Here is a 15,901-nt window from a genome sequence, read left to right on the forward strand (position 1 = left end):
AGTGCCATCCGCGTGCTCCTCAGCAAATGTTGAAACGTCTGACCTTCTGACCATAGAGTTGTTCGAAACCAGCAGCGAGCGGACATGCCGGTCGAGTTCGAGAGCGTCGTCACCGTCAGCGCGGCCAAGCAGATCGCCGACAGCCTGCGGGCCGCCATCATGGATGGACGGCTGAAGGTGGACGAGCGGCTGCCGACCGAGGAGGAACTGGCCCAGCGCTTCAAGGTCTCGCGTCCCACCGTGCGGGAGGCCCTGAAGCGTCTGGCGGCCCAGCACCTGATCCGCTCCCGCCGCGGCCCGACCGGCGGCAATTTCGTCGCCAGCCCGGCACCGGAGGACGCGGCGCGGTCGCTGGCCAACGCCACCACCCTGATGGTGGCGGTCGGCGACATCGGGCTGGACGATATGGCGACGGCCCGTTTGGAACTGGAAGGTGTCTGCTGCCGCCTGGCGGCCGCGCGGGACGATGCGGAATTAGCCGCTCCGCTTGCGACGATGCGGAATGAGTTGGCGCGTCAGGGCGAGGCGGCGCTGACCGACGAGGAGTTCTGCGCCTCGGACGTGCGGTTTCACCGCGCCCTGGTGGATGCGGCGGGCAATGCCCTGCTGTCCTACCTGATGCATGCGGTGGTCGAGGCGCTGCAGCCGGTCAGCAACATGATCATCTACCGGGTGCGCGAGCGCGAGGCCATCGTCGGGTTCCACGCCCGCTTGGTGGAGGCGTTGGAAAGGCGGGATGCCGAGGCCGCGACGACGGCGCTCGGCACTCTGGTCGACTACACCCGCGACCGCTATCGCGAGGCGTTGGAAAAGCGGGCCGAACGCGCCGGCTGACGCCTGTTCAGCCGATGGCGCGCAGGTGTCGCACCGGCCGGCCGGGGGACGCCGCTTCCGCCGCCGCGACGATGCCGTGGGCGTCGATCCCGTGATGGCGGTAGAGGTCGGCGATGGTGCCGGTCTGGCCGAAATGCTCCACCCCCAGCGCCCGCGTCCGGTGACCGGCGACGGAGCCGAGCCAGCCCAGCGTGGTCGGATGGCCGTCCACTACGGTGATCAGAGCACAATGGGACGGCACCCCCTCCAGCAGCCGCTCGATATGGCCGCGGGCATGGGACAGGCCACGCTCGCGCGCCCGCTGGGCGGCGCTCCAGCCCGCATTCAGCCGGTCGGCCGAGGTCACCGCCAGCAGGCCGACATCGCGCCGGTCCTCCCCCAACATGCCGATGGCCGCGATGGCCTCGGGGGCGACGGCGCCGGTGTAGGCGATCACCACCTGGGCGTTCGGCCCCGGCTTGCGCAGCCAATAGGCGCCGTCGACGATGTCGTGGGCGAGATCCTCGTCCATCGTCCGGGTCGGCTGCTCCAGCGCGCGGGAGGAGAGGCGCAGATAGACCGAGCCGCCGGTCTCATCGCGCAGCCAGTTGCGCTCACTCGGCGTCCCCTCCCCGTCCCGCTGCATGTAGTCGAAGGCCCAGCGCATCACCACCGCGAGTTCGTCGGCGAAGGCGGGTTCGAAATAGGCCAAGCCATCCTGGGCCATGCCGACCAGCGGGGTGGCGATGGACTGGTGCGCCCCGCCCTCCGGCGCCAGCGTGACACCGGAGGGGGTCGCCACCAGCATGAAGCGGGCATCCTGGTAGCAGGCGTAGTTCAGCTGGTCGGCGCCGCGCATGATGAAGGGGTCATAGACGGTGCCGATCGGCAGCAGCCGCTCACCGAACAGGCTGTGCGACAGGCCCAGCGCCGACAGCAGGATGAACAGGTTGGATTCGGCGATGCCCAGTTCGAGATGCTGACCCTTCGGCGAGAAGTCCCAGCTGTAGGTGGAGGGGATGCGTTCCTTCTTGAACAGGTCGGCCATCTCGCTCTTGGCGAACAGGCCGCGCCGGTTCACCCAGGCGCCGAGGTTGGTGGAGACGGTGACGTCCGGCGCGGTGGTGACGATGCGTTCGGCCAGTGCCGAGCGCTCGCGCCCGATCTCGTTGAGGATCAGGCCGAAGGCCGCCTGGGTCGACAGGCTCTTCTGCGTCGGGGCCTGCAGGGCGGCCGGCACGGCGACTGCCGGAGCCTCGTACCGGCGGCGGCCCTTCTGCGCGAAGGGAACCCGGCGCAGGAACTTCTCCAGCGCGGTGTCCGGCAGAGAGAGCCCCTCGAAGCGGTCCCATTCATGGCCCGGACGGACCTTGTTGGCGGCGCGGAAACCGTCCATCTGCTCGCGCGTCAGCAGGCCGGAGTGGTTGTCCTTGTGGCCGGCCAGCGGCAGGCCGAAGCCCTTGACGGTGTAGGCGATGAAGCAGACCGGCCGGTCATGGGTCCGCGCCCGGGCGAAGGCCTCCAGCAGGGACGGCAGGTCGTGGCCGCCGAGATTGCCCATCAGACGGGCCAGTTCCTCGTCGCTGCGGCGCTCGATCAGGCGTGTGACGTCGCCCTGGTCGCCCAGATCGTCCATCAGGCGGCGGCGCCACGCGGCACCGCCCTGGTAGGTCAGGGCCGAATAGAGCTGGTTGGGACAGCTGTCGATCCAGTGGCGCAGGCGCTCGCCTCCCGGCTCCTTGAACGCCTCCTGCATCAGGGTGCCGTATTTCAGGATCACCACGTCCCAACCGAAGGCGCGGAAGATGTTCTCCAACCGCTCCCACAGCCCTTCGCGGATCACCGCGTCCAGGCTCTGCCGGTTGTAGTCGACGATCCACCAGGTGTTGCGCAGGCCATGCTTCCATCCCTCCTGCAGGGCTTCGAAGATGTTGCCCTCGTCCATCTCGGCGTCACCGACCAGCGAGACCATGCGGCCTTCCGGCAGGCCGGGGGCCCAGCCCTTCGCCTTCAGGTAATCCTGGACCAGCGAGGCGAAGAGAGTCTGCGCCACGCCCAACCCGACCGAGCCGGTGGAGAAATCGACGTCGTCCTCGTCCTTGGTGCGGGACGGGTAGGACTGGGCGCCCTTGTAGCCGCGGAAATTCTCCAGCTTCTCCTGCGTCTGGTTGCCCAGCAGATATTGGATGGCGTGGAAGATCGGGCTGGCATGGGGCTTCACCGCCACCCGGTCCTCCGGCCGCAGGGCCGAGAAGTAGAGCGCCGTCATGATGGTGGACATCGAGGCGCTGGAAGCCTGATGGCCGCCGATCTTCAGCCCGTCCAGGTTGGGGCGGACATGGTTGGCGTTGTGGATGGTCCAGGAGGCGAGCCAGAGGACCTTGCGCTCCAGCTCCGCCAGGCAGGCGAGATCGGCGGAGGACGGCTGGGTCGCGGTCATGGGTCTGCTCCCGGATAGAAGTTACGATTGAATCAGCCTATCATTTGTGATCCGGCATATGCTTGCGAACTGGCGTCGGCCGCGGCTCCGCTTTAGCATCGGATGCCAAGACATCCCAGGAAGCGGCATCTGATGCCAAAACATCCCCTCGACCGTATCGATCGCAAGATCCTGGCCGCTCTTCAGCAGGATGGCCGCCTGCCCAACACCGAACTTGCGGAGCGGGTCGGCCTGTCGCCCTCCCCCTGCTTGCGCCGGGTCAAGGTGCTGGAGGAGGCGGGGGTGATCGCCCGGTATGTGGCGCTGGTCGATCCGGCCTCCGTCGATCTGCCGGTCAACATCTTCGTCAATGTCAGTCTCGAACGGCAGGTGGAGGCGCGGCTCGACGGCTTCGAGGCGGCGGTGATGGCGCGACCGGAGGTGCTGGAATGCTATCTGATGACGGGCGACGCCGATTACCTGCTGCGGGTCGTGGTGCCGGACCTCGCCAGCTACGAGCGCTTCCTGAAAGAGCACCTGACCCGCATCCCCGGCGTCGCCAGCATCCGCTCCAGCTTCGCATTGAAACAGGTGCGCTACCGTACCGCCCTGCCGCTGGAGCATCTTGGGGGATAGGCGTCATCCACCGACGACGGCCGGCTTGCCGCGGCGGCCCAGCATCGGCACCAGCAGAGCGGCGAGCAGGCAGAGTGCACCGGCGGCGGCGAAGGCCGGCAGGTAGCTCTGCAGGGCGGTGCGCGACAGGCCGGCGCCGAAGGCCGCGACGGCGGCGCCCAGCTGATGGCCGGCGAAAATCCAGCCGAAGACGAGGTTGGCACGCTCCCGGCCGAAGCGTTCCGCCGTCAGGCGCACGGTCGGCGGCACGGTGGCGATCCAGTCCAGCCCATAGAAGACGGCGAAAACCGACAGGCCGTAGAGGGTGAATTCCGAATAGGGCAGATAGAGCAGCGACAGGCCGCGCAGCCCGTAATACCAGAACAGCAGCCAGCGATTGTCGTAGCGGTCGGAGAGCCAGCCGGACCCGACCGTGCCGACGAAATCGAAGATCCCCATCAGGGCCAGAAGCCCGGCCGCCTGCACCTCCGGCACGCTGAAATCGACGCAGAGCGGGATCAGATGGGTCTGGATCAGGCCATTGGTGCTGGCACCGCAGATGAAGAAGGTGGCGAACAGGATCCAGAAGGTCCGGGTCGCCGCCGCATCGCGCAGCGCCCCCAGCGCCGCCGGCAGGATGGCTCCGGCTGCGGCGGGCGGCGGCGTGCCAGCGGTCTCGCCGACGGCGGACAGGCCGAGATCGGCGGGACGGTCGCGCATCAGGGCCAGCATCGCCAGGGCGGCCACGGCGATCAGGCCGCACAGCAGCAGGATGGCGGTGCGCCAGCCATAGGCTGCCGTCAGCATCGACAGCAGCGGCATGAAGACCAGTTGCCCGGTTGCGGAACTGGCGGTCAGAAGCCCGATCACCAGCCCCCGCCGGGAGACGAACCAGCGCGTGGCGACGGTGGCGCCCAGCACCATGGCGGTCAGGCCGGTGCCGAAGCCGACGACGAAGCCCCAGAGCACAATCAGTTGCCAAACCTCGCGCATTCCCAGCGAGGCGAGGAGTCCACCGCCGACCAGGGCCAGGGAGGACAGCACCATGCGCCGGACGCCGAAGCGGTTGATCATCGCGGCGGCGAAGGGGCCCATCAGCCCGAACAGCAGCAGGCGGATCGCCATCGCGGTGGAGATATCGGCGGTATCCCAGCCGAACTCCCGCTGGAGGGGCAACAGCAGGACGCCGGGGGCGCCGACCGCGCCCGCCGACACCAGCATGGACAGGAAGGTGACGCCGACGACGACCCAACCGTAATGGATGTCCCGGCGCCCGAGGGCTGCGGCGAGAGGAGCGGACAGCATCGGCCGATATCTCCAGTGATCCGTTCGATCTGCGGGCGCTTATCGGGCGGTGACGCCGCCGTCGATGTTGATCGACTGGCCGGTGACGAAGCCGGCGGCGTCGGAGCAGAGCCAGAGAACGGCTGCGGCGACTTCCTCCGGACGGCCGACGCGGCCGACGGGATGGAGCGGACCCAGCGCAGCCTCGACCCGCTCGGCTCCGCCGAAGGAGGCCTGGGTCATCGGCGTCTGGATGATCGCCGGGCAGATGGCATTGACGCGGATGCCCGAGGCCGCGACTTCGATGGCGGCGGTGCGGGTCAACCCCTCCACCGCCGCCTTGCTGGCGGAATAGGCGGCGTTGCGGCCATGCCGATCTGGCCCAGAACCGAACCGGTGTTGACGATAGCGCCGCGCCCCTGCCGTCGCATGATCGTCAGCTCATGCTTCAGGCAGAGCCAAACGCCTTTCACGTTGACGGTCAGGATACGGTCGAACGCGGCCTCCTCCATCTCGGTCACCGGCCAACCTCATGGATGCCGGCGTTGTTGAAGGCGGCGTCGAGACGGCCATGGTCGCGCTCGATCCGCTCGAACAGGGTTGCCACCTGTGCCGCATCGGCGACATCGGCCGCCAGGAATTGCCCGATCCCCCCGGCACGGTCGATCATCTCCACCGTTTCCAGCCCCTCCGCCTCGCGCCGGCCGGTGACGATGACGGTCGCCCCCGCCCCGCCGAAGGCAAGCGCCGCCGCCCGCCCGATGCCGGAGGTGCCGCCCGTGACCAGCGCGACCCGCCCGCTCATGTCCGTCGAAATGCTCATGTCCCTCTCCTGTCGTTCGGATGGCTGTTGCGGCCCACACCGGCATCGGCCCATTTTTAATGACGATCATAATGAATAGCTTTTTTGATGACGTCCATCATGAAAATGGGCGGCGGAACCGGAGCCCAGGTAGCTGCAGCCATGCAGAAGCCGAATGACCCGGACGCTGCAGGTCGACCTACATCAGCGCAGGATTGGACACGACAGACGAAAGGGCATGTGCCGCCACCCCGAGCACCGGCCGGCATGTGGTGGCGCCGACACATGCCCAGGCGCATCGGCAGGCATACAAAAGGACACCCTTGACCACCACGCCGCAAAGGATCATGAAAGCGCCGTCCGCACGTTCATGTATACGCATGTATCCGGTGCCGGCAGGTCTTCTTCTTTCTTTTGGCTGGGGCGAATGTTGCTTGCACAGCGCTTGGAAAGCCCAAGACTTGCCATCTCCCATCGGTACGGCTGCCGCCATGCCGGACGGCAAGCATTCGTTAACCATAAAGCACCACAACATGCGAGCGGCCCATCGCCGCGTTCAGCCGACCGCCGGGACCAGCCGATGAACGGGTCCCCCCTGGCGCCACCGCGCTGATTCCCTTTGGAAGGCTGACACAGCGTGACTCTGCTGACTGCGCGGGCCGACGGCCCGACCGACGTTTCCCCGGCCGGCCAATCGACGGCGCCCCCTTCCCAAACCGCCGTTCCAACGGCGCCGACGTTGAGCGGAACCATCGAACCGTCCCTGTTGCGGGACGAGCTGCTGCCCGACATTCCGCAGGCGACCGCAACGGCGCATCCGGACCGCACGGCCATCGTCTATGAAGGCCGGCGCGTCAGCTATGCCGAGCTGGACGCGCGCGCCAACCGGGTTGCCCGCGGCCTGCGGGCGCGCGGCATCGGCCCCGGCTGCTTCGTCGGGCTGTGGATGGCGCGGTCGCTCGACCTGCATGTCGCGCTGCTGGGCATCCTGAAGGCGGGCGCCGCCTATCTGCCCTTCGATGCCGACGCACCCGCCGAGCGCGTGGCCGTCAGCTTGGCCGACTGCGCCGCCCCGGCGATCCTGATCGATCTGGTGACCGGCGCCAAGGCGGCGACGCTGGCCGCCGCTGGTGCCGCAGTGCAGACTCTGCGCATCGGCGACGTTCTGGGCGACGACGACCGTCCGCTCGACCTGCGCGCCGACGGGGTGACGCCGGACAGCCCGGCCTACGCCATCTACACCTCGGGCTCGACCGGCAAGCCCAAGGGCATCGTCATCAGCCATCGCAACATCTGCCATTACCTGCGCGCCGCCAACAGCATCTACGGCATCACCGCCGACGACGTGGCGTTCCAGGGCGCCTCGGTGGCCTTCGACCTGTCGCTGGAGGAGATTTTCGTCCCCTATCTGGCCGGCGCCACCCTGTGGGTCGCCAGCCGACAGGTTCTGGACGAGGCCGACCGGCTGGCCGACGTGCTGAACGACGCCGGCGTCACCGTTCTGGACACCGTGCCCACCCTTCTGGCGATGCTGCCGAAGGACGTTCCGTCGCTGCGCGTCGTCATCCTGGGCGGCGAGGCCTGCCCGCCGGCGGTCGCGTCTCGCTGGTGCCGCCCGGGCCGGCGCCTGTTCAACAGCTACGGCCCGACCGAGGCGACCGTCGTCGCCACGGTGGCCGAGGTGCTACCCGACACCCCCGTCACCATCGGCCGCCCGATCCCCAACTACACCTGCTATGTGGTGGACGAGGCGTTGCAGCCGGTGGCCGCCGGCAGCCAGGGCGAGTTGCTGATCGGCGGCCCCGGCGTGGCACAGGGCTATCTCGGCCGGCCGGAGCTGACGGCGGAGAAGTTCATCGCCAACCCGTTCCGCTCCGGTACGCCAAGCCCACATCCGGATCCGCTGCTCTACCGCTCCGGCGACGCGGTCAGCGTCGATGCCGACGGCAACCTGCGCTTCCATGGCCGCATCGACGATCAGGTGAAGATCCGCGGCTTCCGTCTGGAGCTGGGCGAGATCGAGGCGAAGCTGACCGACCTGCCCGGCGTCGCCCAGGCCACGGTGGTCCTGCGCACCGACAACGGGCTCGACCGTCTGGTCGCCTTCCTGGTGGCGCAGCCGGGGGCGTCCCTCGACAAGACCGCGCTGCGCGACGCTCTGCGGGCGCAGCTGCCGGCCTACATGGTGCCGGCGCATTACGAGCGGGTGGCGGAGCTGCCGCGCCTGACCTCCGGCAAGGCCGACCGCAAGACCCTGCAGGCGATGGCCCTGACCGAGGATGCCGGCGCGGGCGAGCAGGAGGAGCCGCGCACCCCGACCGAGGCCGCCCTGCTGGACGCCGCCCGCCGCGTCTTCCCCGGCCACTCGATCCCGCTGGAGGCCGATTTCTTCCTCGACCTCGGCGGCCATTCGCTGCTGGCGGCGCGCTTCGTCTCGGCGGTGCGCGAGACCGCCGGGCTGGCCAGCCTGACCCTGCAGGACGTCTACGGCGCCCGCACGCTGCGGTCGATGGCCGAACGGCTGGACGCCAAGGCGCCGGCGGGTCGCGGCGCCGAGCCTGCCGACCTGTCCTTCGAGCCGCCGCCGCTGCGCCGCCGCCTGCTGTGCGGCCTGGCCCAGGCCGCGGCCCTGCCGGTGATCCTGGCGCTGATGACGGTGCAGTGGCTGGGCGTGTTCGTCAGCTACATGCTTCTGTCGGGCGAGGATGCCGGGCTGCTGGGCGAGATCACGACGATGTTCGGCGTCTATGTCGTCATCAACATCGCGACCGTCGCCATCGCCATCGCGGCGAAATGGCTGATCATCGGCCGGACCAAGCCGGGCCGCTATCCGCTGTGGGGCGTCTATTATTACCGCTGGTGGCTGGCCCAGCGCTTCATCGCTCTGGTCCACCTGAAGTGGTTCCAGGGATCGCCGGTGATGCGGCTGCTCCTGCGCGCCCTCGGGGCCAGGATCGGCGCCGACGCCATGATCGGCGAGTTCGAATCCGGCGCCATCGATCTGGTCAGCATCGGGCGCGGCGCCTCCACCGGCGGCAAGGTCAAGCTGGCCAATGCCGAGGTGATCGGCAACGAGCTGGTGATCGGCACCATCGAGATCGGCGACGACGCCTATATCGGCACCTCCTGCGTGATCGGCCACGACGCCGTCGTCGCTCCCGGCACCGAGCTGGCCGACCTGACCGCGCTCGCCGCCGGCACCCGCACCGGCGCCTATGAATCGTGGGACGGCTCGCCCGCCCGCAAGGTCGGCATGGTCGACCGCGCCGCCCTGCCCCAGGCTCCGCGTGCCGGCGTCCTCAAGCGGGCGGCCCAGGCGCTGGTCTATCTGGTGGCGCTGGTCGGCCTGCCGCCGGTGGCGCTGATCCCGATCTTCCCGGCCTTCTACCTGTTCGACCGGCTCGACGCCTGGATGGGCGGCCTGTTCAAGGTCAACTACCTGTTCTATGTCCCCGCCATCGCCTGGCCGACGGCCATGTTCCTGGTCGCCTTCACCGTCCTGCTGATCGCCGCCGCGCGCTGGGTCGTGCTGCCGAAGGTGGAGGCCGGATCCTATTCGGTCCACAGCTGGTTCTACGTCCGCAAATGGATCATCGCCCTGGCGACAGAGGTGATGCTGGAGACCCTCAGCTCGCTCTACGCCACCGTCTACATGCGGGCCTGGTACCGCCTGATGGGGGCGAAGATCGGCCGCGACGCCGAGATCTCGACCAACCTCGCCGGCCGCTACGATCTGGTGGAGATCGGCGAGAAGTGCTTCATCGCCGACGAGGTGGTGCTGGGCGACGAGGACATCCGCCGCGGCTGGATGCATCTCCAGCCGGTGATGACCGAGGCCCGCGTGTTCGTCGGCAATGACGCCGTGGTTCCGCCGGGCGCCTCGATCCCGACCGGCACGCTGATCGGCATCAAGTCCAAGCCGCCGGCCAACGCCGAGATGCAGGCCGGCGACACCTGGTTCGGCAGCCCGCCGATCAGGCTGCCGGTCCGCCAGAAGTTCGACAACGTGTCGGCCAACTGGACCTTCGAGCCGTCGCGCGCCCGCCGTCTCGGCCGCGCCGTGTTCGAGGCGTTCAGCCTGTCGATGCCGACGATGCTGTTCATCACCTTCGGCACCTTCGCGGTGGAGTTCTTCGCCCCCGCCATCCTGGACGGGCGCTGGGGCACCTTCCTTTGGCAGTTCCTGGCAGTCAGCGTCGCCATCCCGATGGCGATGGTGCTGGTGGTGGCGCTGGTGAAATGGCTGCTGATGGGCCGCTACGCCCCCACCGTGAAGCCGATGTGGTCCTGGTGGGCGATGCGGACGGAGGCGGTGGCCGTGCTCTACTGGGGTCTGGCCGGCAAGGTGCTGCTCGACCATCTGCGCGGCACGCCGATGCTGCCCTGGGTGCTGCGCATCTTCGGCACGAAGTTCGGCAAGGGCGTCTACATGGACACCACCGACATCACCGAGTTCGACTGCGTGTCGGTCGGCGACCATTGCGCCATCAACGCCCTGTCGGCCCTGCAGACCCACCTGTACGAGGACCGCGTGATGAAGGTCGGCCGGGTGAGCGTGGGCACCGGCGTCACCATCGGCGCCGGCGCCACCGTGCTGTACGACACCCATGTCGGCGACTTCGCCCGCCTGGGTCCGCTGACCCTGGTGATGAAGGGCGAGGAAATCCCCGCCCACGGCGACTGGGTCGGCGCTCCGGCCGAGCCGGCCGTCCACGGCCATGAGGCGGTCGAGGGGCATGTGAAGGCGGCGGCGTAGGGGGCGGCGTGAGGGGGCGAAGCTTACCCCCACCCTGACCCTCCCCCGCTCTCAGCGGACCAAAGGTCCGCTTGCCGCGTCAGCACAAAGCATAGCTTTGTGCGAGAGCGGGGCGGGAGAGGGGAACAGGAGCTTTGTCAGGGTACGGCGGCAGTCCCTCCCCCGCCCAGCGGGGGAGGTTAGGTGGGGGTCTAACCTCGCACCGGTACGACCACTTCCCCACCATTTCCCCACGACAAACCGCCGCGCCGCCTTCCGTCCCGCCGATGGTTGTCTCCGCGCGGGAGCGGTGTATAAGGGGGGCCGAGCGCGGCCTGCCCCCTTCGCGCGCCCGGCCGGGCGCGGTTTCGCGGAGGCCGTTGGATCGTCACGAAGGAACGCCCCAATGCCCGACGACATCGCCTCAGCCCGCGGCCTGTTTCCGCTCGCCAAGGACGACACGACCTACCGCAAGCTGACCTCGGATCACGTCTCGGTCGTCGAGTTCGACGGCGAGCAGATCCTGAAGGTCGAGCCGGAGGGTCTGCGCCTGCTGGCCGAGGCTGCCTTCTCCGACATCAACCATCTGCTGCGTCCGGGCCATCTGGCCCAGCTCGCGAAGATCCTGGACGATCCGGAGGCGTCGGCCAACGACCGATTCGTGGCGCTCGACCTGCTGAAGAACGCCAACATCGCCGCCGCCGGCACGCTGCCGATGTGCCAGGACACCGGCACCGCCATCATCATGGGCAAGAAGGGCCGCCGCGTCTGGACCAAGGGCGGCGACGAGACCGCGCTGTCGGAGGGGGCCCGCGACGCCTACCTGAAGCGCAACCTGCGCTACAGCCAGCTGGCGCCGATCTCCATGTATGAGGAGAAGAACACCCGGAACAACCTGCCGGCGCAGATCGACATCTATTCCGAGGGCGAGGACTATTACAAGTTCCTGTTCATGGCCAAGGGCGGCGGGTCGGCCAACAAGACCTTCCTGCATCAGGCCACGCCGTCGGTTCTGGCGCCCGACCGGCTGCTGAAGTTCCTGGAAGACAAGATCCGCTATCTCGGCACCTCCGCCTGCCCGCCCTACCACCTCGCCATCGTCATCGGCGGCCTGTCGGCGGAGCAGAACCTGAAGACGGTGAAGCTGGCCTCGGCCCGCTACCTCGACAACCTGCCGACCGAGGGCGGCGAGGACGCGCACGCCTTCCGCGATCTGGCGATGGAGGCCGAGGTCCACAAGCTGACCCAGAACATGGGCATCGGCGCCCAGTTCGGCGGCAAGTATTTCTGCCACGACGTCCGCGTCATCCGCCTGCCGCGCCACGGCGCCTCGATGCCGATCGGCATCGGCGTGTCCTGCTCGGCCGACCGTCAGGCGGTGGGCAAGATCACCAAGGACGGCATCTTCCTGGAGCAGTTGGAGACCGATCCGGCCCAGTATCTGCCGGAGATCGGCGGCGAGCATCTGTCGGACGAGGTCGTGAAGATCGACCTGAACCAGCCGATGGAGCAGATCCGCGCCACGCTGAGCCAGTATCCGATCCGCACCCGCCTGTCGCTGACCGGTCCGCTGATCGTCGCCCGCGATCTGGCCCACGCCAAGCTGCGCGCCCGCCTGGACGCCGGCGAGCCGCTGCCGGATTATTTCAAGAACCACCCGATCTATTACGCCGGCCCGGCCAAGACGCCGGAAGGCTACGCCTCGGGCTCCTTCGGGCCGACCACGGCCGGCCGCATGGACAGCTTCGTCGACCAGTTCCAGGCGGCGGGCGGCTCGATGGTCATGCTGGCCAAAGGCAACCGCAGCGCGGAAGTGACGGCGGCCTGCAAGCAGCATGGCGGCTTCTATCTCGGCTCCATCGGCGGCGCCGCCGCCCGTCTGGCCCAGGACTGCATCAAGAAGGTGGAATGCGTCGAGTATCCCGAACTCGGCATGGAAGCCATCTGGCGCATCGAGGTGGAGGACTTCCCGGCCTTCATCATCGTCGACGACAAGGGCAACGACTTCTTCAAGGAGTTGAAGCTCGCCTGATCCGGACCTGTGAGAGTTTGTGAGTTTTGCGAGACCTGCTGAGAGATGCTTGAGGTTTGAACCGATTCGCATCGGATCACATCATGAACGTCTCTCGGCCGTCATTCCCGCGAAGGCGGGAATCCAGCCGTTTCAAGACCTTAGATGCGGAGCCGCCTGGATCCCCGCCTTCGCGGGGATGACGGCCGACAAAGGCTTCCAAAACCCACAAGGTCTGAAGGGGGCGCGGCGCCTTGCGAGAGGCGCCGCGCCCTTTTTGCTGCCCGCTTGCCGGACGGCACCGGGGGCGCCTATCTTCAGTGCATCAGGATCGGGGGAGGGCTTTCCAATGGACGGTGTCTATGACCGGCGCGCACCGAAGCGGGACGTCACACTGTCGCTGGACGAGGACATCCTGCAACGCGCGCAGTCCCTCCCCGGCGACCTGTCCGAGCGGGTCGAGAAGCTGCTGGCCGACGAGGTGGCGAAGGCGGACCGTGAACGCCGCCTGGATGACGTGATCGAAGCCTGGAACCGCTTCGATGAAAAACATGGCTCTTTCGCGGACCAGCATGTCGATGACATCTTATGAGCCAGTTCGACGTCCATAGAAACATCGGTGCCGGCCGTCAGACGACTCCGTTCGTGGTTGTCATTCAATCGGGAAGGTTCGACAGATCGCGCAGCCGCGTCGTCATTCCAATGATCGACAAGCGCGCGGAGCCGCCCATCGATCCTCAATTGAATCCATCCTTTGAAATCGATGGACGCTCGGTGGTTCTTCATCCACTACAGACCGTGACGGTTCGCACCGAACGGCTCGGCGAAAAGGTCTGCTCCCTCGCCGCCGACAGCGACCGCATCATCGCCGCCATCGACCTCCTAATTTCCCGCGCCTGGGGATGAATTGCCCGTGACACCCGCCCAAATCCAAGACCGCATCCTGTACCGCGACGGGCTGATGCTGATCCTCGACAAGCCCGCCGGGTTGCCGGTCCATGCCGGTCCTGCCGGCGGGCCGAACCTGGAGCGGCATTTCGACGCGCTGCGCTTCGGCTTCCCCAAGCCGCCGTCGCTGGCCCACCGGCTGGACCGCGACACGTCGGGCTGCCTCATCCTCGGCCGCCATGCCAAGGCGCTGCGCAAGATCGGCATCCTGTTCCAGAACGGCAAGGTCGATAAGACCTATTGGGCGGTGGTCGCCGGAGCGCCGCCGCAGGAGTCCGGACGGATCGAGCTGCCGCTCGCCAAGGTCTCCAACAAGACCGGCGGCTGGCGCATCGTCGGCTCGCCCGACGGGCAGACCGCGATGACCGACTATGTCATGCGCGGGCAGGCCGACGGGCTGACCTGGCTGGAGCTGACGCCGCACACCGGCCGCACCCACCAGATCCGCGTCCATTGCGCCTCCATCGGCTGTCCGCTGGTCGGCGACCCGCAATATGGCGGGCCGGAGGGCAAGCCGCTGCACCTGCACTCCCGCGCCATCTCGCTGCCGCTCTACCCGAAGCGCGATCCGGTGGGTGCGGTGGCGCCGATCCCGCCGCACATGCGGGCGGCGCTGGAGGCTTGCGGCTTCACCGAGGCTTGATAGCTTCACCACTACCTTCGGCCATTGCCGCGATGCGGCAAATGACCCGATGATGCCGTTCCAGGATGGCAATGGGCATCACGGCCGAGGGGAAAAGCGCATGACACCGACCGGCACCACCACGGCGCGCTGGATGACCGTGCGCTATGCCCTGGCGCTGACGCTGATCGCGCTGGGCACGCTCGCCGGCTTCGTCATGACCGAAGGGGTGATCGGCCAGCATGAACGCATGCTGGAGGTCGTCAACGTCTCCGGCCGCCAGCGCATGCTGTCGCAGCGCACCGCCCTTCTGGTCGAGCAGTTGAAGACCGCCACCGATCCGGTGATGCGCAGCGACCTCGCCCGCCAGCTGGCCGAGACCACCGACATGTTCGAGGCGGCCCACCGCCGGCTGAGCGGCCGGGTCGGGCCGGAGGAAGGCCCGCCGATGGGGCCGCCCCCCAACGACCTGTTCCATGGCGGCACCGACCCGCTGGACCCGCTGGTGTCCGGGCACATCGCCGCCCTGCGCCGGGTGATCGCCGCCGCATCCGCCGGCCAGCCGCCCGATCCGGCCGAAGCGGACCGCATCACCTCACAGGCCCTCGGCCCGCTGCTGGATCGGCTGGAGGAGATGGTCGCCCTCTACCAGGAAGAGGGCGAGGAGGGGTTCCACACCCTGCACCAGCTGGGGTTGGCCGCGCTGCTGATCACCCTGCTGATCCTGGCGGTGGAGGCGCTGGCGATCTTCCGGCCGATGACCCGGCAGGTGCGCCGCCAGTTCACCGAGATCCTGCGCATGGCCGAGACCATCGAGCGGGCAAACGCCACGCTGGAACAGCAGGTGCGCGAACGCACGGCCGAACTGCACGCCGCCAAATCCGCGGCGGAGCAGGCCCACCGCGCCAAGTCCCGCTTCCTCGCCCATGCCAGCCACGACCTGCAGCAGCCGCTCCAGGCCATCGGCATGTTCACCGGCATGCTGGAACGCCAGCCGCAGAGCGCCAAGGCGGCGGCCCTGCTGACCGACCTGAAGGCGGCGCAACGGTCGATGCGCGACCTGCTGAACGCGATCCTCGACATCTCGAAGCTGGAATCCGGCGCGGTGACGCCGAAGCCGGCCGACCTGCCGCTCTCCCCCCTGCTCGACCAGCTGGAGGCGGAGTTCGCCGGGCTGGCGGAGGCCAAGGGCCTGCGGCTGCGCGCCGTCCCGACCAATGCCGTGGTGCGCAGCGACCCGGCGCTGTTGGAGCGCATCGTCCGCAACCTGATCGGCAACGCCATCCGCTACACCGAGACCGGCGGCGTGCTTGTCGGCTGCCGCACCCGCGGCGACAGGCTGTGGATCGAGGTGTACGACACCGGACGCGGCATCGCCGAACCCGACCGCCGGCGCATCTTCGAGGAGTTCGTCCAGCTCGACCGCCCCGACCGCGACCGCAGCGAGGGCATCGGCCTGGGCCTCGCCATCGTCGAACGGCTGGCGCGGCTGCTGGAGCATCCGGTGACTGTGCGCTCGGTGGAAGGGCGCGGCACCGTGTTTGCGGTGGGGGTGCCGCTGGCCGGCTGACATTGTAGCTTCAGCCGCAACGATCTGATGCGAAACCGCCGGATTGTTCCCTAAGCTGTCCGGTGCCAAATTCCCCTCCAGA

At 68.2% G+C, this 15,901-nt stretch carries 11 protein-coding genes and 1 pseudogene; 8 read left to right on the forward strand and 4 right to left on the reverse strand.

What is annotated here, in order from left to right:
- Positions 1 to 84 precede the first annotated feature (84 nt).
- Positions 85 to 834 (forward strand): FadR/GntR family transcriptional regulator, encoded by a 750-nt coding sequence (locus F1643_RS06695; RefSeq protein WP_194912081.1) that lies wholly within the window; start codon positions 85 to 87, stop codon positions 832 to 834.
- A gap of 7 nt (positions 835 to 841) precedes the next feature.
- Here the strand turns inward: F1643_RS06695 and F1643_RS06700 are convergent, their stop codons facing one another.
- Positions 842 to 3,253: a transketolase gene (locus F1643_RS06700; protein ID WP_194912083.1), complete on the reverse strand. Its 2,412-nt coding sequence runs from the start codon at positions 3,251 to 3,253 to the stop codon at positions 842 to 844.
- A gap of 132 nt (positions 3,254 to 3,385) precedes the next feature.
- Here F1643_RS06700 and F1643_RS06705 point away from each other — a divergent pair, with 132 nt between their 5' ends.
- Positions 3,386 to 3,868: an Lrp/AsnC family transcriptional regulator gene (locus tag F1643_RS06705; protein WP_194912085.1), complete on the forward strand. Its 483-nt coding sequence runs from the start codon at positions 3,386 to 3,388 to the stop codon at positions 3,866 to 3,868.
- 3 nt (positions 3,869 to 3,871) lie between these two features.
- Here F1643_RS06705 and F1643_RS06710 read toward each other — a convergent pair whose 3' ends face one another.
- From F1643_RS06710 to F1643_RS22430, 3 genes and pseudogenes are all read right to left on the reverse strand, one after another.
- Complete coding sequence (locus F1643_RS06710) at positions 3,872 to 5,152, reverse strand: MFS transporter (protein ID WP_194912088.1); 1,281 nt, start codon at positions 5,150 to 5,152, stop codon at positions 3,872 to 3,874.
- Between the two features lie 39 nt (positions 5,153 to 5,191).
- Positions 5,192 to 5,643 (reverse strand): annotated as a pseudogene (locus F1643_RS22425) (SDR family oxidoreductase).
- Positions 5,644 to 5,648: 5 nt separating this feature from the next.
- Positions 5,649 to 5,954, reverse strand: a complete 306-nt coding sequence (locus F1643_RS22430) for an SDR family NAD(P)-dependent oxidoreductase (protein ID WP_255542471.1) — start codon at positions 5,952 to 5,954, stop codon at positions 5,649 to 5,651.
- Between the two features lie 616 nt (positions 5,955 to 6,570).
- Here F1643_RS22430 and F1643_RS06720 point away from each other — a divergent pair.
- The 6 genes from F1643_RS06720 (at position 6,571) to F1643_RS06745 (ending at position 15,819) form a co-directional block, all read left to right on the forward strand.
- Positions 6,571 to 10,689: a Pls/PosA family non-ribosomal peptide synthetase gene (locus F1643_RS06720; RefSeq protein WP_194912091.1), complete on the forward strand. Its 4,119-nt coding sequence runs from the start codon at positions 6,571 to 6,573 to the stop codon at positions 10,687 to 10,689.
- Positions 10,690 to 11,074: 385 nt separating this feature from the next.
- Positions 11,075 to 12,700: a fumarate hydratase gene (locus F1643_RS06725; protein WP_194912093.1), complete on the forward strand. Its 1,626-nt coding sequence runs from the start codon at positions 11,075 to 11,077 to the stop codon at positions 12,698 to 12,700.
- Between the two features lie 328 nt (positions 12,701 to 13,028).
- Positions 13,029 to 13,271 (forward strand): type II toxin-antitoxin system CcdA family antitoxin, encoded by a 243-nt coding sequence (locus F1643_RS06730; protein WP_194912096.1) that lies wholly within the window; start codon positions 13,029 to 13,031, stop codon positions 13,269 to 13,271.
- On the forward strand, positions 13,268 to 13,585 hold the full coding sequence (locus F1643_RS06735) for a CcdB family protein (protein ID WP_194912098.1): 318 nt from the start codon (positions 13,268 to 13,270) through the stop codon (positions 13,583 to 13,585). Before F1643_RS06730 ends, F1643_RS06735 begins: the two co-directional genes overlap by 4 nt.
- Positions 13,586 to 13,592: 7 nt before the next feature.
- Positions 13,593 to 14,270 carry an RluA family pseudouridine synthase gene (locus F1643_RS06740; RefSeq protein ID WP_194912101.1) on the forward strand — a complete coding sequence of 226 codons (678 nt, stop codon included), beginning with the start codon at positions 13,593 to 13,595 and terminating at the stop codon, positions 14,268 to 14,270.
- 100 nt (positions 14,271 to 14,370) lie between these two features.
- Positions 14,371 to 15,819, forward strand: a complete 1,449-nt coding sequence (locus F1643_RS06745; protein WP_194912102.1) for an ATP-binding protein — start codon at positions 14,371 to 14,373, stop codon at positions 15,817 to 15,819.
- Positions 15,820 to 15,901 lie beyond the last annotated feature (82 nt).

The sequence above is a fragment of the Azospirillum sp. INR13 genome (genome assembly GCF_015390205.1).
In the GTDB taxonomy this organism is placed as follows: domain Bacteria; phylum Pseudomonadota; class Alphaproteobacteria; order Azospirillales; family Azospirillaceae; genus Azospirillum.

Bases quoted from the DNA above. Each gene is read 5' to 3' on its own strand.
- F1643_RS06695 (WP_194912081.1), top strand. From the start codon at position 85: ATGCCGGTCGAGTTCGAGAGCGTCGTCACCGTCAGCGCGGCCAAGCAG.
- F1643_RS06700 (WP_194912083.1), bottom strand. From the start codon at position 3,253: ATGACCGCGACCCAGCCGTCCTCCGCCGATCTCGCCTGCCTGGCGGAG.
- F1643_RS06705 (WP_194912085.1), top strand. From the start codon at position 3,386: ATGCCAAAACATCCCCTCGACCGTATCGATCGCAAGATCCTGGCCGCT.
- F1643_RS06710 (WP_194912088.1), bottom strand. From the start codon at position 5,152: ATGCTGTCCGCTCCTCTCGCCGCAGCCCTCGGGCGCCGGGACATCCAT.
- F1643_RS22430 (WP_255542471.1), bottom strand. From the start codon at position 5,954: ATGAGCATTTCGACGGACATGAGCGGGCGGGTCGCGCTGGTCACGGGC.
- F1643_RS06725 (WP_194912093.1), top strand. From the start codon at position 11,075: ATGCCCGACGACATCGCCTCAGCCCGCGGCCTGTTTCCGCTCGCCAAG.
- F1643_RS06730 (WP_194912096.1), top strand. From the start codon at position 13,029: ATGGACGGTGTCTATGACCGGCGCGCACCGAAGCGGGACGTCACACTG.
- F1643_RS06735 (WP_194912098.1), top strand. From the start codon at position 13,268: ATGAGCCAGTTCGACGTCCATAGAAACATCGGTGCCGGCCGTCAGACG.
- F1643_RS06745 (WP_194912102.1), top strand. From the start codon at position 14,371: ATGACACCGACCGGCACCACCACGGCGCGCTGGATGACCGTGCGCTAT.